We start from the raw sequence: 19,919 nt of genomic DNA on the forward strand, positions 1-19,919 counted from the left end.
GTCGTGCTATTCCTCATCAACGCTCAATTCGCCGCGTAAATTTTGTGCCATCGCCGCGCGGATTGTCGGAGCATCCAGCGACTGGCTTAATAAATAATGGAGCTTTGTTAATGCGGCTTCCACCGTCATGTCAGCGCCGCCGACCACGCCTGCATGCGCCAGCGCGTTTCCAGTGGCATAGCCCCCCATATTCACGCGCCCGGAAATACACTGCGTCAGATTGATAACCACGATGCCGCGCGCGCTGGCCGCCCGTAGTTCCTCTAAAAATTCCGCGTGCTGGGGCGCATTGCCAACGCCGTAAGAACGTAAAATTAATGCGCGCACCGGCTGGCGTAAAAAATTTCGCACTACATCGGCGGAAATCCCCGGATAAAGCGTCACCACGCCGATAGGCTGTGGGGTGATCCGATGCACAATAAGCTGGCCGGTGCCAGTCGGCGCGGCGGGCGTCGCCAGGCGACGAATGTGAATACCGGCTTCAAGAAGCACCGGCAAATTAGGCGATGCAAAAGCGTCAAAACCGTCGGCGTGTGCTTTTGTGGTCCGATTCCCGCGATACAGGCGGTTATTAAAAAATAGCGTCACTTCATTTATGGGATGATTTGCCGCAACATACAGCGCATTCAGCAAATTTGTCTGTCCATCGGAGCGCAGTTCAGCCAGCGGAATTTGTGACCCGGTCACGATTACCGGTTTGCCAAGGTTTTCCAGCATAAAAGAGAGTGCGGAAGCGGTGAATGCCATGGTATCCGTGCCGTGAAGAATAACGAAACCGTCATAGTCGTCATAGTGAGCCTGAATATCATCGGCAATATGCTGCCAGTCATCGGGCGTCATATCTGAAGAATCCATTAACGGCTGATATTCATGGATAGTAAATGCCGGCATTTCCGGGCGATGAAACTCCGGCATCAGGGCAAGCTGACGCTGGAGATGTCCGGAAACGGGAATATATCCCTGTTCTGAACGCTGCATACCGATAGTGCCGCCCGTATAAGCGACGTAAATAGATTTCTTCATGAGTTCACTCTGGGCTGCAATTAAAGCGCGCAGTATACCTATTTCCAGATATCCCGGCAGCCATAGCGGGGAAAGTTATCTAAAAGAGGATTCAGCTATCGCAGTTATACGTTACGCACGATGCTAAATTGCTGCGTTCTGCCCGCGCCATAATATTTCCAATAAATAACCGACATAAAAAACGCCCGACGGGCGGGCGTTTTTTTATATGCATGCCATCGCCCTGGCGGGCAACGGTAATTTAGCGTACGTTAGCGCAGCGTAAACACAGCGCGTAGCGATGGCGAGGGTCATTCAGCACGGAAAGCTTTTCGTTTTCAGCCTTCAGCGCTTCGGCGGTTTGCGCTACCGGGGCAGGCAGCCATACGCGAATAGCCTGCGGCAGCATAGCGCTAACCGAAGCGTTCAGATTGCTAAACAGCAGGTCCAGCACGCCAGGGTCTTCTTGATAAAAATCCCGGTGCCAGCTTTTCAGTTTTGCCAGCTCTGCCGCTTTTTTCAGCGCGTCGTCAAAATCGCCCAGGCTATCTACCAGACCATTATTTTTGGCATCCTGACCGGTCCAGACGTGGCCCTGCGCAATCTCATCGATTTGCTGCGGGGTTTTATGGCGCGCGTCTGCCACCAGTTTGATAAAACGCTGGTAGCCGTTTTCGATACTAAGCTGCATCATTTGTTGCACTTCCTGCGGCAGCGCTTTTGTCAAACTAACGTCTGCCAGCGGCGAGGTAGAAACGCCGTCCGTGTGCACACCAACGCTGTCCAGTGAGTTTTCCAGCGTATTAATAATACCGAAAATGCCGATAGAGCCGGTGAGCGTGGTTGGGCTGGCCATAATGTAGCTTGCCGGAGTGGAAATCCAGTAGCCGCCAGACGCTGCCATTCCGCCCATCGATACCACAATAGGCTTACCGGCCGCGCGGGCCGCTGCCAGCTCTTCGCGGATAGTCTCCGATGCGCTGACGCTGCCGCCGGGGCTATTCACCCGCAGTACAATCGCTTTCACGCTGTTATCCAGCCGGGCTTTACGGATTTGCGCCGCGGTGGTGTCACCGCCCACATTGCCTGACGTTTCTTCGCCGTCCATAATGGCGCCGCTGGCGAAAATAACGGCAATAGTATCGCCCTTCGAGGCCGGCTTTTTCACCGTATAGTCGTATAAACTCACGGCGCGATAATCTTTCTCTTTTTCATTCCAGCCGAATTTTTTGATGAGCGCCTGGTCCACGTCTGCGGCGCTCGCCAGTTCATCCACCAGCTTATTCTCCAGCGCGTATTGCGCGGTATCGCCGCCGGTACGCGTGAGTCCCGCCAGCAGCCCCTGTGCGCCAGGGAAAACCTGCTGAGCGGTAATACGTCGGTTGGCAGCAACGGTGTCCAGGTAGTTTTGCCACAGCTCGCCTACCCAGCGGCTATCTGCTTCACGAGCGGCATCGGACATATTGTCCCGCAGGTAGGGCTCAACCGCCGACTTATAGGTGCCGACGCGGAAAATATGCGTAGAGACTTTTAATTTATCGAGCAGGGATTTGTAGTACAGGCCGTTAGTCGCAAAACCGTGTAAATCGACGCTCCCCTGCGGCGACAGCCAGATTTTATTAGCGAAACTGGCCAGGTAGTACTGGCCCTGACTGTAATTATCGCCGCTGGCATAGACCGGCTTGCCGCTGTCGCGAAACTCTTGCAGCGCCTTGCCGATATAGCGCATTGAAGGCTGATCGGCACCGGCAAAGTTTTTTAAATCCAGTACGATGCCGGTAATATTGTTATCGCTTTTTGCCTGACGGATTGCATCGACGATATCAAACAGCGAATTCTCCTGTAGCGGATCGGAGCTTGCCCCGAATAGCTGGCGCCCAACGATACTCAGCTTATTGCTCACCGCAGGCTTATCTACCACTACGCCGGTAATATTCAATAAAAGCGCCCCGTGCGCCTCTGGTTCGCTCTGGTTATTGCTGAACTGCGCCCAAATGCCGACGCCAACCAAAACTAAAAAAATCAAAAACAGGTTGAGTACAAACTCCCTGATAAAATTCAGCAGACGCCAGCTCCACTTAAAAAAGCCGGCGATTGCTCGCCAAATAGTGCGCATGTTTTCTCCATTGCCTGAAGGGATTGCCGCAGCCGCAGGAGCTGACGGGCAGGATCCTGATATCCTAAATACACCGCGCGGGATTGTCAGCAGGAATCGCCTGCGAGGCTGTAACAAAATCCCGCGCTGTGTTAATTTTGAAAATATTTTGTTCAACAGGGGTTAACAGATGGATGCACTGGAACTACTGATTAATCGCCGCAGCGCTTCTCGCCTTGCGGAGCCCGCGCCGACGGGCGAAGCGCTGGAGAATATTTTACGGGCCGGCATGCGTGCGCCGGATCACGGCACACTGCAGCCCTGGCGCTTTTTCCTTATTGAAGGTGACGGGCTGGCCCGGTTTAGTGCGCTGCTGCAGCAGGCCGCCCAGGCGAGAAATCTGGATGAAAAGGCGCAGGAGAAAGCGCGTACCGCACCATTTCGTGCACCGCTCATCATTACGGTGGTGGCGCACTGTGAAACGCACCACAAAGTGCCCATTTGGGAGCAGGAACTAAGCGCGGGCTGTGCCGTAATGGCGATGCAAATGGCGGCGGCGGCCCAGGGGTTTAACGGTATCTGGCGCTCGGGAATATGGACCGACGATCCTCAGGTGCGCGCGGGATTTGACTGCCGCGAACAGGATAAAATCGTGGGATTTCTGTATCTCGGTACGCCGCAGCTTAAAGCCTCGACCACGGTAAGCGTGCCGGACATGACCCCCTTCATCCGCCGCTTTTAACGCTTCTCCCGCAGGCGGCTGTCCGCTTTATAAGCAAAAGCATCTGAAATCGGATAGCCGCACTTACTACGCCGTCATTCTGGCGCTACCATAAGGGCCGTTGCTAATGACAGGAGAATTTCCATGAGCGATCCCTCAATCCGCCTGACCCAGTACAGCCACGGCGCTGGCTGCGGCTGTAAAATTTCCCCGCAGGTTTTGGAGACAATCCTGCACAGTGAGCAGGAAAAATTCTTCGATCCTCACCTCCTTGTGGGGAATGAAACGCGCGATGATGCGGCGGTTTACGATCTGGGTAACGGCACCAGTGTCATTAGCACGACGGATTTCTTTATGCCGATTGTCGACGATCCCTTTGATTTTGGGCGCATCGCGGCAACCAATGCAATAAGCGATATTTATGCGATGGGGGGGCGGCCAATTATGGCGATTGCTATCCTCGGCTGGCCGGTGGATAAACTGGCGCCGGAAATCGCGCGCCAGGTGGTGGAAGGCGGACGCGCCGCCTGCCAGGAGGCAGGAATAGCGCTGGCGGGCGGCCATTCGATTGATGCGCCGGAGCCTATCTTCGGGCTGGCGGTCACCGGTATTGTGCCCACCGCGCATATTAAGAAAAACAGCACCGCCCGCGCGGGATGTAAGCTTTATCTGACCAAACCGCTGGGCATCGGCGTGCTCACTACCGCCGGGAAAAAGTCGCGTCTGAAACCTGAGCATGTGGGTATTGCAACGCGAACGATGTGCCAAATGAACAAGGCCGGCGCGGCGCTTGCAGCGCTGGATGGTGTACTGGCGATGACTGATGTTACCGGTTTCGGCTTATTAGGGCATCTGAGTGAAATGTGCCAGGGCGCCGGCGTGCAGGCGGTGATTGATTATGCCAGTGTGCCGAAACTGCCGGGCGTGGAAGAGTACATCGCACAGGGCTGCGTGCCTGGCGGAACCGGGCGTAATTTTGCCAGCTACGGCCATCTTATGGGGGAGATGCCGGACGCCTGGCGCGACTTACTCTGCGATCCGCAAACATCCGGAGGGCTACTGCTGGCCATTGCGCCTGAAGGTGAAGCCCGGGTGCTTAGCGAAGCGGAGAAACTGGGGCTGACGCTGACCCTGGTCGGTAAACTGCGCGAAGCGCGCGCCGGGCAGCCTATGATTGAGATCCGCTGACGCAATGCGCCTTTTTATCGCCGAAAAACCCAGTCTGGGGCGCGCGATCGCCGATGTACTCCCAAAGCCTCATCGACGCGCCGATGGCTATATTGAATGCGGAGGAGGCCAGGTCGTCACCTGGTGCGTCGGGCATTTGCTGGAGCAGGCGCAGCCGGATGCCTATGACCCACGCTACGCTCGCTGGAACCTGGCTGACCTGCCGGTGGTGCCGGAAAAATGGCGTTTACAGCCGAAAGCATCGGTCGCTAAACAGCTTAATGTCATTAAAAAATTGCTCGGCGAAGCCGGTGAGATAGTACACGCGGGTGACCCGGATCGCGAAGGGCAACTGTTAGTGGATGAAGTGCTGGATTATCTGGCGCTGGTGCCGGAAAAACGGCGTCAGGTTAAACGCTGCCTGATTAACGACCTTAACCCGCAGGCGGTTGAACGAGCGATTGCAAAGCTGCGGGATAATACCGAATTCATCCCGCTGTGCGTTTCGGCGCTGGCGCGCGCGCGCGCCGACTGGCTGTACGGTATTAACATGACCCGCGCGTGGACGCTTTTAGGCCGCAATGCCGGCTATCAGGGCGTATTATCAGTAGGGCGCGTCCAGACGCCGGTCCTTGGACTGGTGGTACGTCGCGATGAAGAGATTGCCGACTTCGTGCCTCGGGATTATTTCGAAGTAAAGGCGCACATCATCACGCCCGCCGGAGAGCGCTTCACCGCGCTGTGGCAGCCCAGCGATGCCTGTGAGCCTTATCAGGATGAGGAAGGGCGCTTGCTGCACCGCTCTTTGGCTGACCATGTAGTTGCGCGCATCAGCGGCCAGCCTGCCCAGGTGACTGCGTATAACGATAAGCGGGAAACTGAAGTCGCGCCGCTGCCGTTTTCATTATCCAGCCTGCAGATTGAGGCCGCGAAACGCTACGGGTTAAGCGCGCAGAATGTGCTTGATATCTGCCAAAAACTTTATGAAACGCACAAGCTCATTACCTATCCTCGTTCGGACAGCCGCTATCTTCCCGAGGAACATTTTGCCGGCCGCCAGGCGGTGATTAACGCCATTGGCGTTCACTCCCCGGAGTTATTGCCCCAACCGGCGGTGGACACGGCGCGCCGCAATCGCTGCTGGGATGATAAAAAAGTGGATGCGCATCATGCGATAATTCCGACCGCGCGCAGTAGCGCAGTGCGGCTTAATGAAAATGAGCGCAATATTTATCTGCTTATTGCGCGCCAGTACTTAATGCAGTTTTGCCCGGACGCCGTTTACCGTAAATGCACCATCGACCTGCTCATCGCCGGTGGGCGCTTTTTAGCGAAAGCGCGTTTTCTGGCCGAGGCCGGGTGGCGCACACTACTAGGGGCGAAGGAGCGCGATGAAGAGAATGACGGCGCGGCGTTACCGGTGGTAGCAAGAGGCGATGCGTTGCTGTGTGAGCGCGGCGAGGTGGTAGAGCGCCAGACGCAGCCGCCACGTCATTTTACGGATGCGACGCTGCTTTCCGCCATGACCGGGATTGCCCGTTTTGTCCAGGATAAGTCGCTGAAAAAGGTGCTACGCGCCACGGATGGACTGGGAACCGAAGCCACGCGTGCCGGGATCATTGAACTGCTATTTCGGCGCGGTTTTTTGATTAAGCAGGGGCGCTATATTCACTCCACCGAAGCCGGGCGCGCTTTGATCCACGCGCTGCCAGAAATGGCCGGGCGGCCTGATATGACCGCGCACTGGGAGTCGATGCTTACGCAGATTAGTGAAAGGCAGCAGCGCTATCAGGATTTTATGCAGCCGCTGGTGCAAACCCTGCATGAATTAATCCACCAGGCGCGTAATACGCCGGTACGCCAGTTCCGGGGGCTTATTGCGCCGGCGCCTTTGCACGGTGCCAGCAAAAGCGGCGTGAAGAAAAGGCCGCGTAAAGCAAAAGCGCAGCCGCAGAGCGCGCTTAAGTTAACCGGCGCCGTGGCCGATAATTTGTGATATCAACGTAGGTGGTCGTGGCTTTTTCCGTACCATCGCACCGCCAGGCGGGGCCAGGTCTGCAGCGTTGCGCCAGTTGGTGAGCGTGTCCAGGCACGGTCTGTGCGATGCCGAACGTGGGTATAGCGAATGGCTATTAGGAGAGTTAGATATGATTAAAACAGTATTTACAACGCTGGCACTTTGCGCGCTGTCATTGTCCGGCGCGCAGGCGACGCAGATTGTCCATCCGCGCATTGACGTTGACGTTCCGCCTGAGGCTTTTGCGCCTTCCCAGCGTCACGCGACCTCTTGCCTTCAGTGCTGCGTCTACCAGGACCGCTATTATTCAGAAGGTGCGGTCATCAAAATGGAAGGCGTGCTTTTACAGTGCCGGAAAGACGATCGCGTGGTGGGTAATAAACCGCCGGTGTGGCAGCGCCTTACCGAACAGCCTTAAGGGTCATTAAGGCCGCCATGCGTTTGCTATTTAGCGCGGTTTTGCGATAGAAAAGCCGGTTTACAGGGTGACGGTGCGCGTTGACATAGATTTGTCCAGCGCGGAGGGAAAAACAAAAAATAGCGCAGTGCGCTGAACCAGCGCGAATTGCCCGCTGCCGGGGCCGCATTTTACCGATGCGGCGGCCTGGCGATAAACGCTTCCAGTAAGGGAACATCGGCGGGGGCGAGGTCAAAATCCCGCGCCTCTTCTGGCGTACACCAGTGTAGCGCAGCGTGGAATCGGGCCGTCGGTTCGCCGGTGAAATGTGTAACGTGCCACGCGTGCAGGCACACTTCACGCCCGGCAATATTGCAGCAGTGACTAGCGATAAATCGACCGGGGCGGGCCTGAATTGCCAGTTCTTCACGCAATTCGCGCGTGACAGCCTGCGGCTGAGTTTCGCCTGCTTCGAGTTTTCCGCCTGCAAACTCCCATTTACCGGGCTGATCGGCGCTCATTGGGCGCCTGGCAAGCAGTATTTTCCCCTGACGTTCGATAATTGCGGCGACGACATCCAGCTTTTCTTTTATAAACATCAATGCGTATCCTCCTGTTGTGGCCTATTATCGTCGCCGAATCTTTCTATGAAAAGCGTTGCAGGAACTCGTATGCAGAATGACCATCCGTGGATTGCGCCACTGAAGCGGCTCCCTTTCAGCCTGAAACTTATCGCGGCAATGCAGAAAAAGCATTATGGCGAAGTACTCAATCCCACGCGCTGGTGGGGGCGAACGCCGGGGTTATTCTGGTTGATTGCGCTGTTTGTTGGCTATCTGGAACGTCGCCGCGCGCGGCTGGCTCCCGAGCTGCGGGCGCTTATTATGACGCAGGTCTCCCGCCAATGCCGCTGCGCATTCTGCGTTGATGCTAACAGTTTGCGCCTGGCGCAGCGAAGCGGCTCAATAGATAAAGTGTTAGCCGTGGCGCACTGGCGCGAATCAGCGCTGTTCTCTAATGCCGAACGCGCCGCGCTTGCCTACGCTGAGGGCATGACGGCTACGCCGCCCGCTGTCGACGGTGAGATAAAGGAAACGCTGTTGCGCTATTATTCTGCCGAGGCTATTTGCGAGCTGACGGCGCTAATTGCTTTCCAGAATCTTTCAGCTCGCTACAATGCTGCTCTGGATATCCCGGCACAGGGTTTATGTCAAACGGAGGTGCCGCCGCGTGCTTGATCGTTATCTTCATCCGCCAGTAAAACCGCTGCTGAACCGGCTGGCCGTCTGGCTTGACCGTCCGGGCATCTCGCCGGACAGAATTTCAATGCTGGGGTTTATTATCGGAGCGCTATCGCTGCCGGCCCTCGCGCTGGGCGGCTATTTGCCTGCGCTGCTGGCAATACTATTGAATCGTTTGTTTGATGGTCTTGACGGCGCGCTGGCGCGGCGGCGGGGGTTATCCGATGCGGGAGGTTTTTTAGATATCACGCTAGATTTCGTGTTTTACGGACTGGTGCCATTCGGTTTTATTCTGGCTGCGCCGCAGCAGAATGCGCTGCCCGGCGCGTGGTTATTGTTTTCGTTTATTGGCACCGGCAGCAGCTTTTTGGCCTTTGCCGCGCTGGCGGCAAAACATAAAATAACCAACCCAGGCTATGGACATAAATCCTTATACTATTTGGGCGGGCTGACTGAGGGGAGTGAAACGCTATTATTATTCGTCCTAAGCTGCCTGTTTCCCATGTACTTCCCGCTGCTGGCATGGTGCTTTGGCGCGCTGTGCTGGATAACCACAGTGAATCGGATATGGGGCGGATATCGCACATTAAAAGCGCTGCGTGCCTGATAGGGCGTTACAGGATAAAGGCGTCAGGCGAGTGCGATGATATCAATAAAACGTGAGTTAGCGGGTGAAGGTTTATATGGGAGCCAGTACGATATAAGTCTGCTTATAGACCGTGTGGAGAATGTATGGATACAAGATTGCGCGCCGGAATAGCGGCCACACTGTTGTGGTATGCGGCAGCGTTTAGCGCCCAGGCAACAGATTTTAATGATATAGAATGTAATCATCCTCAAATCCGTCAGGATCTGATGAAAGCCTACAATGCGATTCTGGAGACGAAACACTCCGGAATTGTGGTGACGAATATTTACGATCAGGTCACTGAGACGCGCGGTTCGGATGGGCTGCAGTGTCTGGGCACCTATGAGTTTTCTGATGGCGGGGCGTTAAAAGTCCGCTACCGCGCCTATCTGAACAGCTTTGGTGAGTCCATTGATGATTTTGCACCGGTTAATGATTGATGCTCCCGGGCGCGCGTCAGCGCTGTGAAATATTACCCGGCGACGATGTCACGCCGTGTCCAGCGGGAGATGAATGCTGAATAGCAGCTGTCTATCGCATTATGGTTTTGAGGGTGGCAAATGCGCTACGGGCTAGAGAAAATAGGTGAGAAGGGCGCGGCGGCGATTGGCGCTGGCGAATGCGCGTTGTACGGCGCACGGCGACACGCCTGAGCCGTCGGCCTAAAGGTCACGCTCTGCCCTGCGCGGTAAAGAGAAGAAGCCCTGTCAGCCACTCGGTAATCGGCCCGATTTAACCCCCAAGACAAAAAACGCCCGGGCGGTAAAACGCACCCTAATCATTGAATATTCAACTTTTAAAGCGCGCTACCGCACGGGCGTATGCCGATATATTAATGCGTTTATTCCGGGGAGCGCTCACCGGTGGCTATCGGATTTTTAGGATCGCTACTCCATTCATACCAGCCGCCGTCGTACAGCGCGATATGCTGCCAGCCCATGGCACGGGCATACATAAACGTTTCTGCGGCCCGCCATCCGGTGCCGCAGTAAAAGGCGACCCGTTGATGAGGTTCAATGTTCCACTGTTTCCACATCGCGGCAATATCGTCAGCGGCCACCATGGTGCCGTCTGGATTATGAAAATCTTCCATATGCGTTGAGTCGCTGCCGCCGTGTCCCCAGCGGGCACCGGCGATGTCGCCTTTGGGTTTGATATAGCTGTAACCGCTGGTGGTGCCGATGAACTCCGGCCACGAGCGAATACTGACCAAAGAAGCATCGCTGCGGCGCAGCAATTGCCGCGCCTGCGCTGTATCCACCATGAACTGAGGCTGTGCAGGTATGGGCGCACCAAAATCTGCTGCGGGCGTGATTTCCGGAGGAAATCCGCGCGCTACCGGCAGATTCGCATCAGCCCAGCTTTGCCAGCCGCCGTCCAGCAGGCGCACATCGCGCACCCCGGCATAGAGCAGAATTTGCGCTACGCGCGCGGCGGCGTATACGTGGCGACCATAAAGGATCACCGTGGTGTCGTGGCGAATACCGTGTTTTGCCAGCATTGCCCGCAGTTGCTCAGGCGTGACGGTGTTCCAGAGCGGCTCCTGCTCTACCTCATTGGTGTCGATATAGTCAGCGCCGGGAATATGGCCCAGCAGATACAGCTTCGGTTTGCCCCAGCCGACTTCGGCGATTTTCCAGTTACCGGCCGGTTTCCCCGCCACGGGCTCGCCTTTTTGCAGTGCTGAAATCCAGGCGGTATAAACCATTTGCTCGACGTGAGCTAATTTTTGCAGGCGCTGAGGCTGCGTAAGGGCGTCGCTGAGCAAATGGAGTGAGCTAAATCCTGCGGCGTCAAGGCGCCCGGCGATAGCGGAGGTATCCGCCTTGTCGCCATAAAGTGCCAGCGGCGTACTGCGGGTAATGGCATGGCGCTGAGCCCAGGTGCGCAGCGCGTTATCATCCATCCGGCTTAGCCAGCTAGCGGATAAATTCAGCGCGCCGGCCTCATGCCCCTGAGCGCCGCCGGGCCGCTGGGGCCAGCCGTTATAAAATGCGCTTTGGCGGGTATCAATGGCGACGCCGCGCTGTGTGTGCAATTGTTCGACGGTGAGGCCTGATAGCGTCTGGGCGCTGGCAGGCGTTGAGGAAGCAAGCCCTAATAGCAGAGCAAATGCGGCCAATTGAGAAACACGTTTCATCATCAGGTCCGTTATAAAAAAGGAGTGCGTATCTTAGCTGCCTTAAAAGGAAAAAACTTTGCGCTGAAACGGGCTAACGCCATGTTTCCAGGGCCAGGCAGCGCCCCCCCGGCGGGCAGTCTTCCCGGTCATGCGTAACCAATACCGCAGGAATGTTGCAGTCATGAAGTTCCTGATAAACCCAGCGGCGGAACTGGCGGCGTAGCGGCACATCCAACCGGCTGAACGGTTCATCCATAAGTAGTGCCTGCGGGCGAGCCAGCAGCGCCCGCAGCAAACTTACGCGCGCGCGCTGTCCACCGGAAAGCGTGGCGGGATCGCGATGATAAAATCCCGCAAGGTCGGCGCGCGTCAGTGCCTGCTCGGCCAGTTTCCGGCGCGCATGACGCGTTCCGCCTGCCGGTATCGCCATCATTAGATTCTGGCCGACGCTCCAGGCGTCGAACAACAGCGGGTCCTGAAACAGGATGCCGATGCCGCGGCGTTCTGTGGGGGAGTTATCACAACGTCTGTCATTGAGCCACAGCTCGCCGCAGGCCTGAAAAGCATCGGGGAGTGCGCCGATCATCCAGTTAAAAAGCGTTGATTTACCGCTGCCGGAGGCGCCGGTCAGGGTCAGTACTTCTCCCGGTGCCACGGAAAAACTCACATTATTAAGCAGAGGTACGCCGCGGTGCGCCAGCGTCATTGCGTTAACCATCAACATTCACTGCACCTCTTAAAAGCGCCTTCACGGGCGGCATCATCGTTATGCTGAAGAAAAACACCCGGCCCGGCGTTATCCGGGACGGGTATAGCGCGTATGGCGCAAGAGTTTTATCCGGAGACGGGTTAACGGCCACCGTTGCTATCGTCATTGAAAACGCGCCCTGCAACAGAAACCATTCTGCGTGCCGCAGCGCGCGCCGGGTGTGTGTCCCTCATTCTCATTAGCGTAACCCCTGACGCCAGCGCCCGGTAATACGCATCAATAGCGCGATAAGGAAAAAAAACGCGCCCGGGAGTAAAAGCTGCCACAGCGCCTGCGCGGCCAGCAGACGTGGAATGCCGCTACTGCTGAGCGCTACGGCCTCGCTGGTAAGTGTCGCCACGCGACCGGCACCGAGCCAGAGCGTCGGCAAATACTGTGCGATGCTAACGGAGAATCCGACGCCAAGAGCGGCCAAAATGGGTCTTATTAGCTGTGGGCACTTCACGCGCCGGAAAATTGCGCTCCGGCTCCAGCCAAGGGTTCTCGCAAGGGTAATCGCCCGGGGATCGATAGCCTGCCAGGCGGGAGACAGAATAAAGAGCATCCACGGGATAATCCATAATAAATGCCCCCAGAGTACGCTTAACAGTGTTCCATCCTGCTGTATTATCAGCGCCAGTTGATATTGTCCGGCCGCCAGGGGAAGCGCGGGCAGCACCAGCGGTAAATACAGGAGCCATGTCACACGCGATAGCCCCCATTCCAGCCAAAGCAGGCAGATAACGGCGCCAAAGAAGCTGCCGCCGAGCGCCAGCCCTAGCGAGATTATTACCGTTGGCATAGATGGGACTGCCTCGCTGGCGATGGCAGCCAGCAGCGCAACGCACAGGATACCCGCACTCGGAATGCTCCAGGCCAGCAGGCTGCCGGTTACCGCATAATGCGTAGGGCGCCGCTCGCCGTCTGGAGTAAATACGCGATGGCGTAGCCGGTGCCAGATGAGCCAGCCCAGCGCCATGAGACACGCCGTCAGCGCCGTCAATAGTAGGCTGGCAAGCGCGCCTTTCTGCTGCTCTATACTATCGCCCTGATTGAGCCACTGCCAGGCAAGCACCGCCAGCGTGGGCGGATTGCCGGGCCCTATCACTAGCGCGACATCGACGGTGGAAAGCGTCCATGCAAGCGTTGCGGTGAGCGCCAGCGTCAATGAAGGAACCACCACGCGCAGCACCAGTGCCCGAAAGCACTGTCCTCGCCCGTAGCCCAGAGATTGCAGAGTGATGACTTTTTCTGCCAGACGGCCTTCATTCAGGATTGCGTAAGCTATCCAAAGCAAAAATGCGCTTTCTTTTATCGCGATAGTCAGGCCCAGCCCGATGCCATAGCGATCGCTGACGGGAGGTAGCCAGGGGAGCAGGCGGTATAACCAACCGCCGTCCCCCGCTAGCAGTAATACACCGCTGGCAAAAGCGATATGGGGAACGGCGAGCATGACTGGCAGAGCCGACACCAGCCGCCGCCAGCGGCGCGATGGCCAGAGCGTAGCGATAGCGCACAGCGTTATTACCAGCGCACCGCCGACGCCTGCCAGCGTAGACGTTAGCGTTGCCGCCAGCGCCTGAAGAAATTGCACATCGCGGCTTAGTGATAGCCAGGCATCGGGGTGTCTCAGGGCGCTGAATAGGAGATTAGCCGCCGGGATCAGCGGTGCGTAAATGCTCCCGATCGCGCAGCAAACCAGCAGGCCTAATGCGTACCGTAACGGCGCAGCCATTCCTGCTCCAGGGCGTTAATCCATGCGGCATGCGGCTCCGCCAGCACCGGAACGATGTGGGTCCCTTGCACAGTTTTATTCGCCGGTTGCAGCACGTCTTCTGTTAAAACGCTGGGATCGCCCCACCAGGCCGGATCCGCTTTGCGGCGCTGGGCTGCGGGTGATAATAAAAAATTAGCTACCACCTGCGCACCTGCCGCAGCCCGGGCGTTAGACGGTATCGTGACAAAATGTATATTGCCAATCATGCCGCCGGTAAAACCAAAGCTGTAGCTGTCTGCGGGTAAATCGCCGGTCAGGCGCTTTTGCTGCGCGTGCAGTGGGTTAAATGTCATTGATACTCGCAATGCGCCCGCGGAAAGCAGGGTGTCCATGCGCGCAGGAGAGGGTGGGAAATCTGTGCCTTTGCGCCATAACCAGGGATGTAGCCTGTCAAGGTAGCGCCACAGCGGCGCCGTTACGCTGGCGAAAGATACCGTCGAAGGCGGTTTTTTTAGCGCCTGCGGCTGGTCGGTCAGTGCAAGCAGGAGCTGTTCCAGGAAAGCGGTACCGGTAAAGTCCGGGGGGCGTGGATAAGTCATTGTACCGGGATGTGATTTCGCCAGCGTCAGGAATTGCTCTGGCGTCGTCGGTGGGGTGGGAAGCTGGCTGTGCCGGGCAATAAAAGTGAGCTGAGCGCTGCCCCATGGCGCTTCCGCGCCGTCGGTCGGTATCGAAAAATCTTCACGCACAGGTTTTAGAGTATCCACGTAGCGCCAGTTGGGAAGCGATTCTGCCCAGCCCTTTGTCACCAGGTTACGCGCTTTCAGAGCGTGAAAATTCTCACCGTTCACCCACAGTAGATCGATAGAGCCATTGTGCGTCCTGCCAGCCTGAACTTCAGTGCCAATGCGCCGCACCGCATCTGCCGCATCTGCGAGGTGTACAATGCGCAGATCGATTGCATAGTGGCGCCCAACCTCTGCGCGCACCCATTCCAGATAACGGTTAACCGCCGGATCGCCGCCCCAGGCATTGAACCAGACGGTTTGCCCGCTGGCCTCGTGTTTAAGCTGCGTCCAGCTTTCCGTGGAAGCCACCGCATGGCTGCCAATAAGTAGCCCTGATAATAAGGCAAAAGTGAGTGTGCGCATGGAGGCTGTCCTTATGAAGACGTAAAGCGGCGCAATAACCAGCGCGACGCCAGTGGCAGAATGCCGATAAGCGTCAGTGCCAGCAGCATACCCGGTGAAAGGATATCGTTTAAAGCGCGAAGCTGGCGCAGCTGCCGGCCCGCGTTCAGATAGATTAGCGTTGCCGGCAGCATCCCGAGCTGGCTTATCCACCAGAAACGAAGTGCGCTAAGCCGCGTTAACCCGGCGAGTAAGTTTACTAAGAAAAATGGAAATAGTGGCGTCAGGCGCAGTGCCAGCAGATAAAATGCGCCGTCTTTTTTTATGCCCCGATTTACCGCCGCCATGGCCTGAGGAAAGCGTGACATTATCCACTCGGATAATAGATAACGGCTGGCTAACATGGCCAGCAGTGAGCCGAGCGTAGAGGCAAATGACACTAATAGAACACTTTGCCAGTAGGGGAAAACGGCCCCGGCCAGCAGCGTCAGAACGAGCGCGATGGGAATAGAAAGTGCGATAGTCGCTACATAGATCGCAAAAAAAAGCGCCGGGCCGCTGAACGGATGCTGTGCCAGCCACTGCGTTAGCAGCGCCTGATAATTGTGCAGTGCCCGCAGCGTGAGCGCGCCAGGCGGCATTAGCGCCAGCGCGCCGACCGTGGCGATAAACAGTATTATCGCCAGCCCAATTTTTTTACTGTTCATGTGCGGGTTAGTTTTTAAACGTTGCCCAGATAGGGGCGTGGTCGGAGGGTTTTTCCATGCCGCGGATAGCATAATCAATACCGGTGTCAACGCAGTGTGGCGCCAGAGCACGGCTGGCTAACAGCAGGTCGATACGCAGCCCGCGGTTATCATCAAATCCCTTCGAGCGGTAATCAAACCATGAAAAACGGTTTTGTTCTTCCGGGTGGGCGCTGCGAAATGTATCCACCAGCCCCCAGTCAAGAAGGCGCGTCATCCATTCGCGCTCTTCGGGCAGAAAAGAACATTTACCCGTGCGCAGCCAGCGCTTACGGTTTTCTTCGCCGATACCGATATCGCTATCCGTAGGGCTAATGTTCATATCACCCATAATCAGCACCGGTTTATCGCAGGACAGGTGGGTATCCAGATACTGTTGCAGATCCTGATAGAATTTAGATTTGGCAGGAAACTTTGTCGGATGATCCCGACTTTCGCCCTGAGGGAAATAACCGTTAATCACCGTCAGCGTGCCAAACTCGGAAGGCACCTGCGCCATAATAATCCGGCGCTGGGCATCGGCATCATCGCCTGGGAAGCCGCGCTGTACCATGAGCGGCTCAGCTTTGGTGAGCAGCGCCACGCCGTAGTGGCCTTTTTGACCGTGATAGAACACGTGATAGCCCAGCCCGGCGACGATGTCCAGCGGGAACATATCGTCATGGACTTTCGTCTCCTGAAGACCGATAACATCAGGCTGATGCTGTTCAACAATGGCTGCCAGTTGATGCGGCCTTGCCCGCAGCCCATTGATATTAAAAGAGATGAATTTCATAGTGCAGCCACTGTGCCGGTTGAATTGTGACGCGATAGTACCAGAAAACGCCTTTTGTTGCGCCTGGAAAGCGCGTCGCGTTTCGCATCAATGGCAGGGCAACTTCCGCAGGGGCATCTGTAAAAGTGAGAGCTGCGGCGTAGCGGTAATGGTTTATAGGTTGTCTGGCTGTTATCGGGCACCAAAAGCTCCCATCTACGCCGGCAGAGCGCTGCTTACCAGTTTGATGTGGATGAAAACGCGGATGGAAAGTCGCGGTGAAACGGTTTGGCGCGTTGACACTGGCCGGGAGTCGAATATCCATCTACAGTCAGAAAGGGCAGGTGCTTCACCCTATGCTTAACTGTTCCCCTGCAGGAGAACGCGATGGCTTATTCCATGACTCTTCAGAATCCACTGCGTCGGGTTGTTCCGATATATAGAGCGGTCGGGCTTGCTTCGCTCGGCGAAACCGGTGCAATGGGGATAGCCGTGGGAAACTCACTATTTATTGCGATGGCCGATGCCGCGGCTATGCAGGGGGCAAATAATGTGCGGTGCTATTGGTTGATAAGGCCCGGAGAGCAATTGTGGCGCCCGCAGGCGCACAGCCCCTATTCTCAGGTTGATGGCGGTCGCCAGCGGCTAATCGCTAAGGAGAAGCCGAATGCTGGCATTTGCCACCTTTTCATGTGTCGCGATTTCACGGCGCTGCACCTGCATTCCAAATTATTCAATAGCCTCTCCCGATGGAAACGCGCATGCATGCGATACCTCTGCCGCTGCGCTCCGGGAATGGCTCGCTCGCCCGGTGCTTTAGATATTAATGCCGTGAGGTGGCATATCGGTTTGGTTCTTATGGGTCTTAATAGGGCGATAAAGATTATTGTTCATAGCATGTCGCGCTTAAGCGCCGGAGGCGGCGCATGATAATTATGAGACCCGTTGAGTTAAAGGATGTCCCGGCGCTGATGGCACTGGCGGAAAAGACGGGCAGTGGTCTGACATCGCTGCCAGCGGATGAAGACGCGCTCAGAGCCCGGGTAGCCAGGGCGCGGCGGGCGTGGAGACACGCGGTACCGAGAAGCGAGCAAGGGTTCGTTTTCGTGCTGGAAAATACTGAGGATGGGCACGTGCCGGGTATCAGCGCAATTGAGGCAGCTGTGGGGTTAACCGAGCCGTGGCACCACTATCGGGTAGATTCGGTTAGCCATACCTCTGAAGCGCTAAATATACATAATGTGCAGCAGACTCTACGACTGTGCCAGGAGCAGGCGGGAAGCAGTGAAATATGCACGCTATTTTTAGCGCCGGAATGGCGGCGAGCCGGAAACGGTTATTTGTTATCGAGGGCGCGCTTTCTTTTTATTGCGGCATTTCCGGATATCTTTGATGGGAGGATTGTTGCACAAATGCGCGGCGTGAGTGACGATCGGGGCTATTCCCCCTTCTGGAACGGGGTGGGGCGGCATTTTTTCCCGGTGGACTTTACTCAAGCGGATAATCTATCCGCAAGTGGCCAAAAAAACGTTATTGCACAGCTTATGCCTCGCTATCCTATTTACAGTGCTTTTCTACCCGCTGATGCACGGGCGGCTATCGGGCAAGTCCATCCGCATACCGCGCCGGCGCGGGCGATGCTGGAAAAGGAAGGGTTTCGATTCGGTGGTTATATCGATATCTTTGATGGCGGACCGATGCTGGGCTGCAGCGTGCGGGATATTTATAGCGTTCGCAATAGCCAATTGAAAACGGTGCGAGCGGGGAGGCTGCCAGAAGGTAAATGGCCGTTATATCTGGTTGCCAATGAGCGCTGGCAGGATTTCCGCGCCATTTTGGCTCATGCAAAAATAGATGAAAATCACGCGACGTTAGCTGCGTCTAATTTGCAGGCGCTATTGTGCCAGCCGGGGGAACGGGTGCGCCTTATTCCGCTCAATATACCAACGTAATAGCATTATTGTTCATTGGTTGAAGTGAGAGCGTGTTTTCGGGCGACTTTTGGCGCGGGGGCGAGCGATATACCGTGAGACACGACTGATTGAGGATGCCTGTGGTTGGGTTACCTTTTCGACCGGAAGTGGGATTAGTATACAGCGGCGCTGGCGGGCAACCCGTAGTAACTTTAACCGACGGATGGGGGTGGCAAAAATTTAAAACAAAAACGTTGAGCGAACACAGATAATTCCTGGTGACAGCGCTTTATTTTATTTATCGGTTATTATAGACTCTCCATAATTTCTACAGAGTGAGCGTTATTTTTATTTTTTTTAGCAATTTAATCCTACTATATTCTTATTTTCTTCATTATTGCTTCTTTTTTAATTTTTATCCTTTCACAGCTTTACGGGCGCTATAATTAATTGACTCACTGCGCCGTACACTTATTTTCGACAACGCGATGTAAGTACATCGCTGAATATTCCCCACAAAGGGTGTTCATCATTAAGGCATTGGGTGACCGGTCCGGGGCAATATCTTCGGGTAAACAAAACTCACGCCAATATGTTGAAGCCTGGCGGGCATCACTGAAAGGATAAAAATATGCGTAAATTTACTACACTGTTAATCGCTTCCGCTATGTCACTGGGCACCGTTACTCTGGCCCATGCCGATCAGACTTCGACTTCTGAGACGCAGGTATTGAAAACGCAGCATCATAAACACGGGCCGCGTCATCATGGAAGTATGATGCTGAAAAACCTGAATCTTACCGATGCGCAAAAGCAGCAGGTGCAGGATATTATGAAAGCAGAGCGTCAGAACCTGCCGCGGCCTTCCATGAATGAGCGTAGCGAAATGCATAATCTCGTGATTAGCGACAGCTTCGATCGCACAAAAGCGGAAGCGCTTATTGATAAAAATGCCGCTCAGCATAAAGCGCGTATGCTTTCTATGCTGGAAACACAGCATAAAATTTATGAAATTCTGACGCCAGAGCAGAAAAAACAGTTCAATGATAATTTTACTAAGCATATGACTCAGCCCCATACAAAGCACGAAGCTGCTAATTAATCGCTCCCCGGTAGCCCCTTCCGTACTGGAGGGGGTTTTTAATTTGCTGCCGTGAAGCCAGAATAGCTTAACTGCTTACAAAATATTTTTTATAGGGTAAAACGTAGGTGTTAACACTACCGTATTCTTACGGTTTAGCGCTGATAAAAAGGTGACGTTTCTTTGAGTCCATTCAACGCATTTCAGTTATTAGAATAATGTGCTATTTGTTTCCGCAGTTTCTTCTGTCAGTGAATATATTAATTCTTTCTAAAAGAGTTACCGACAATAAACAAGTGACTTAAAAATACTGGTATTGCACCCCTACAGCGGTGAGTTCCGGAGAATAAACACTGGCCGCCCCGCTTTTAATACAGTTGTTCTTATTTATGCCAAATCTCGGTGAGGCCGTAAGCGGCGGGCATTTTTAAATGCTCGCG

General features: G+C 55.3%; 19 protein-coding genes. 10 read left to right on the plus strand and 9 right to left on the minus strand.

The features are described 5' to 3' along the window. Positions 1–6: 6 nt before the first annotated feature. Together ansA and sppA are read right to left on the minus strand one after the other, a co-directional pair. Positions 7–1,023, minus strand: coding sequence for an asparaginase (gene ansA, locus SFA31_RS13905; RefSeq protein ID WP_322838512.1), 1,017 nt, complete (start codon positions 1,021–1,023; stop codon positions 7–9). Between the two features lie 241 nt (positions 1,024–1,264). Further along, positions 1,265–3,118: a signal peptide peptidase SppA gene (sppA, locus tag SFA31_RS13910; RefSeq protein ID WP_322838513.1), complete on the minus strand. Its 1,854-nt coding sequence runs from the start codon at positions 3,116–3,118 to the stop codon at positions 1,265–1,267. A 169-nt stretch (positions 3,119–3,287) separates the two neighbouring features. Here sppA and SFA31_RS13915 point away from each other — a divergent pair, with 169 nt between their 5' ends. From SFA31_RS13915 to SFA31_RS13930, 4 genes are all read left to right on the plus strand, one after another. After that, positions 3,288–3,839: an NAD(P)H nitroreductase gene (locus SFA31_RS13915; RefSeq protein ID WP_322838514.1), complete on the plus strand. Its 552-nt coding sequence runs from the start codon at positions 3,288–3,290 to the stop codon at positions 3,837–3,839. A 123-nt stretch (positions 3,840–3,962) separates the two neighbouring features. Further along, positions 3,963–5,006: a selenide, water dikinase SelD gene (gene selD, locus SFA31_RS13920; RefSeq protein ID WP_322838515.1), complete on the plus strand. Its 1,044-nt coding sequence runs from the start codon at positions 3,963–3,965 to the stop codon at positions 5,004–5,006. 4 nt (positions 5,007–5,010) lie between these two features. Then, entirely contained in the window at positions 5,011–6,981 is a 1,971-nt protein-coding gene (locus SFA31_RS13925; protein ID WP_322838516.1) for a DNA topoisomerase III, read from the plus strand. 151 nt (positions 6,982–7,132) lie between these two features. Continuing rightward, complete coding sequence (locus SFA31_RS13930; protein WP_322838517.1) at positions 7,133–7,420, plus strand: DUF1496 domain-containing protein; 288 nt, start codon at positions 7,133–7,135, stop codon at positions 7,418–7,420. Positions 7,421–7,590: 170 nt separating this feature from the next. Here the strand turns inward: SFA31_RS13930 and SFA31_RS13935 are convergent, their stop codons facing one another. Further along, the gene (locus SFA31_RS13935; RefSeq protein WP_322839375.1) at positions 7,591–7,992 is read right to left on the minus strand and encodes a pyrimidine (deoxy)nucleoside triphosphate diphosphatase; all 402 of its coding nucleotides are present in this window, start codon (positions 7,990–7,992) and stop codon (positions 7,591–7,593) included. Positions 7,993–8,070: 78 nt separating this feature from the next. Here SFA31_RS13935 and SFA31_RS13940 point away from each other — a divergent pair, with 78 nt between their 5' ends. From SFA31_RS13940 to SFA31_RS13950, 3 genes are all read left to right on the plus strand, one after another. Further along, positions 8,071–8,637, plus strand: coding sequence for a carboxymuconolactone decarboxylase family protein (locus tag SFA31_RS13940; RefSeq protein ID WP_322838518.1), 567 nt, complete (start codon positions 8,071–8,073; stop codon positions 8,635–8,637). After that, positions 8,630–9,247, plus strand: coding sequence for a CDP-alcohol phosphatidyltransferase family protein (locus SFA31_RS13945; RefSeq protein ID WP_322838519.1), 618 nt, complete (start codon positions 8,630–8,632; stop codon positions 9,245–9,247). The genes SFA31_RS13940 and SFA31_RS13945 overlap by 8 nt, the downstream gene beginning before the upstream one ends. Positions 9,248–9,372: 125 nt before the next feature. After that, entirely contained in the window at positions 9,373–9,708 is a 336-nt protein-coding gene (locus tag SFA31_RS13950; protein WP_322838520.1) for a hypothetical protein, read from the plus strand. A 401-nt stretch (positions 9,709–10,109) separates the two neighbouring features. Here the strand turns inward: SFA31_RS13950 and SFA31_RS13955 are convergent, their stop codons facing one another. The 6 genes from SFA31_RS13955 to xthA form a co-directional block, all read right to left on the minus strand. Further along, positions 10,110–11,408 (minus strand): sulfurtransferase, encoded by a 1,299-nt coding sequence (locus SFA31_RS13955; RefSeq protein WP_322839376.1) that lies wholly within the window; start codon positions 11,406–11,408, stop codon positions 10,110–10,112. Between the two features lie 73 nt (positions 11,409–11,481). Continuing rightward, positions 11,482–12,114 carry an ATP-binding cassette domain-containing protein gene (locus SFA31_RS13960; protein WP_322838521.1) on the minus strand — a complete coding sequence of 211 codons (633 nt, stop codon included), beginning with the start codon at positions 12,112–12,114 and terminating at the stop codon, positions 11,482–11,484. A gap of 223 nt (positions 12,115–12,337) precedes the next feature. Beyond that, positions 12,338–13,873 carry an ABC transporter permease subunit gene (locus SFA31_RS13965; RefSeq protein WP_322838522.1) on the minus strand — a complete coding sequence of 512 codons (1,536 nt, stop codon included), beginning with the start codon at positions 13,871–13,873 and terminating at the stop codon, positions 12,338–12,340. Beyond that, positions 13,846–15,006 (minus strand): ABC transporter substrate-binding protein, encoded by a 1,161-nt coding sequence (locus tag SFA31_RS13970; protein WP_322838523.1) that lies wholly within the window; start codon positions 15,004–15,006, stop codon positions 13,846–13,848. The genes SFA31_RS13965 and SFA31_RS13970 overlap by 28 nt, the downstream gene beginning before the upstream one ends. Before the next feature lie 11 nt (positions 15,007–15,017). Beyond that, on the minus strand, positions 15,018–15,692 hold the full coding sequence (locus SFA31_RS13975; RefSeq protein ID WP_322838524.1) for a TVP38/TMEM64 family protein: 675 nt from the start codon (positions 15,690–15,692) through the stop codon (positions 15,018–15,020). Positions 15,693–15,699: 7 nt separating this feature from the next. Then, entirely contained in the window at positions 15,700–16,506 is an 807-nt protein-coding gene (gene xthA / locus SFA31_RS13980) for an exodeoxyribonuclease III (protein WP_322838525.1), read from the minus strand. A gap of 366 nt (positions 16,507–16,872) precedes the next feature. Here xthA and SFA31_RS13985 point away from each other — a divergent pair, with 366 nt between their 5' ends. From SFA31_RS13985 to spy, 3 genes are all read left to right on the plus strand, one after another. Continuing rightward, positions 16,873–17,415: a hypothetical protein gene (locus SFA31_RS13985; RefSeq protein ID WP_322838526.1), complete on the plus strand. Its 543-nt coding sequence runs from the start codon at positions 16,873–16,875 to the stop codon at positions 17,413–17,415. Then, positions 17,412–18,437 (plus strand): arginine N-succinyltransferase, encoded by a 1,026-nt coding sequence (gene astA / locus SFA31_RS13990; RefSeq protein ID WP_322838527.1) that lies wholly within the window; start codon positions 17,412–17,414, stop codon positions 18,435–18,437. The genes SFA31_RS13985 and astA overlap by 4 nt, the downstream gene beginning before the upstream one ends. 592 nt (positions 18,438–19,029) lie before the next feature. Then, positions 19,030–19,500, plus strand: a complete 471-nt coding sequence (spy, locus tag SFA31_RS13995; RefSeq protein ID WP_322838528.1) for an ATP-independent periplasmic protein-refolding chaperone Spy — start codon at positions 19,030–19,032, stop codon at positions 19,498–19,500. Positions 19,501–19,919 lie beyond the last annotated feature (419 nt).

This window comes from Erwinia sp. HR93 (assembly GCF_034555055.1).
Taxonomy (GTDB): domain Bacteria; phylum Pseudomonadota; class Gammaproteobacteria; order Enterobacterales; family Enterobacteriaceae; genus Apirhabdus; species Apirhabdus apintestini.

Excerpts from the sequence above, each read along its gene's own strand:
- ansA (WP_322838512.1), bottom strand. The coding sequence starts at position 1,023 with ATGAAGAAATCTATTTACGTCGCTTATACGGGCGGCACTATCGGTATG.
- sppA (WP_322838513.1), bottom strand. The coding sequence starts at position 3,118 with ATGCGCACTATTTGGCGAGCAATCGCCGGCTTTTTTAAGTGGAGCTGG.
- SFA31_RS13915 (WP_322838514.1), top strand. The coding sequence starts at position 3,288 with ATGGATGCACTGGAACTACTGATTAATCGCCGCAGCGCTTCTCGCCTT.
- selD (WP_322838515.1), top strand. The coding sequence starts at position 3,963 with ATGAGCGATCCCTCAATCCGCCTGACCCAGTACAGCCACGGCGCTGGC.
- SFA31_RS13925 (WP_322838516.1), top strand. The coding sequence starts at position 5,011 with ATGCGCCTTTTTATCGCCGAAAAACCCAGTCTGGGGCGCGCGATCGCC.
- SFA31_RS13930 (WP_322838517.1), top strand. The coding sequence starts at position 7,133 with ATGATTAAAACAGTATTTACAACGCTGGCACTTTGCGCGCTGTCATTG.
- SFA31_RS13940 (WP_322838518.1), top strand. The coding sequence starts at position 8,071 with ATGCAGAATGACCATCCGTGGATTGCGCCACTGAAGCGGCTCCCTTTC.
- SFA31_RS13950 (WP_322838520.1), top strand. The coding sequence starts at position 9,373 with ATGGATACAAGATTGCGCGCCGGAATAGCGGCCACACTGTTGTGGTAT.
- SFA31_RS13955 (WP_322839376.1), bottom strand. The coding sequence starts at position 11,408 with ATGAAACGTGTTTCTCAATTGGCCGCATTTGCTCTGCTATTAGGGCTT.
- SFA31_RS13960 (WP_322838521.1), bottom strand. The coding sequence starts at position 12,114 with ATGTTGATGGTTAACGCAATGACGCTGGCGCACCGCGGCGTACCTCTG.
- SFA31_RS13965 (WP_322838522.1), bottom strand. The coding sequence starts at position 13,873 with ATGGCTGCGCCGTTACGGTACGCATTAGGCCTGCTGGTTTGCTGCGCG.
- SFA31_RS13970 (WP_322838523.1), bottom strand. The coding sequence starts at position 15,006 with ATGCGCACACTCACTTTTGCCTTATTATCAGGGCTACTTATTGGCAGC.
- SFA31_RS13975 (WP_322838524.1), bottom strand. The coding sequence starts at position 15,692 with ATGAACAGTAAAAAAATTGGGCTGGCGATAATACTGTTTATCGCCACG.
- xthA (WP_322838525.1), bottom strand. The coding sequence starts at position 16,506 with ATGAAATTCATCTCTTTTAATATCAATGGGCTGCGGGCAAGGCCGCAT.
- SFA31_RS13985 (WP_322838526.1), top strand. The coding sequence starts at position 16,873 with ATGGCTTATTCCATGACTCTTCAGAATCCACTGCGTCGGGTTGTTCCG.
- astA (WP_322838527.1), top strand. The coding sequence starts at position 17,412 with ATGATAATTATGAGACCCGTTGAGTTAAAGGATGTCCCGGCGCTGATG.
- spy (WP_322838528.1), top strand. The coding sequence starts at position 19,030 with ATGCGTAAATTTACTACACTGTTAATCGCTTCCGCTATGTCACTGGGC.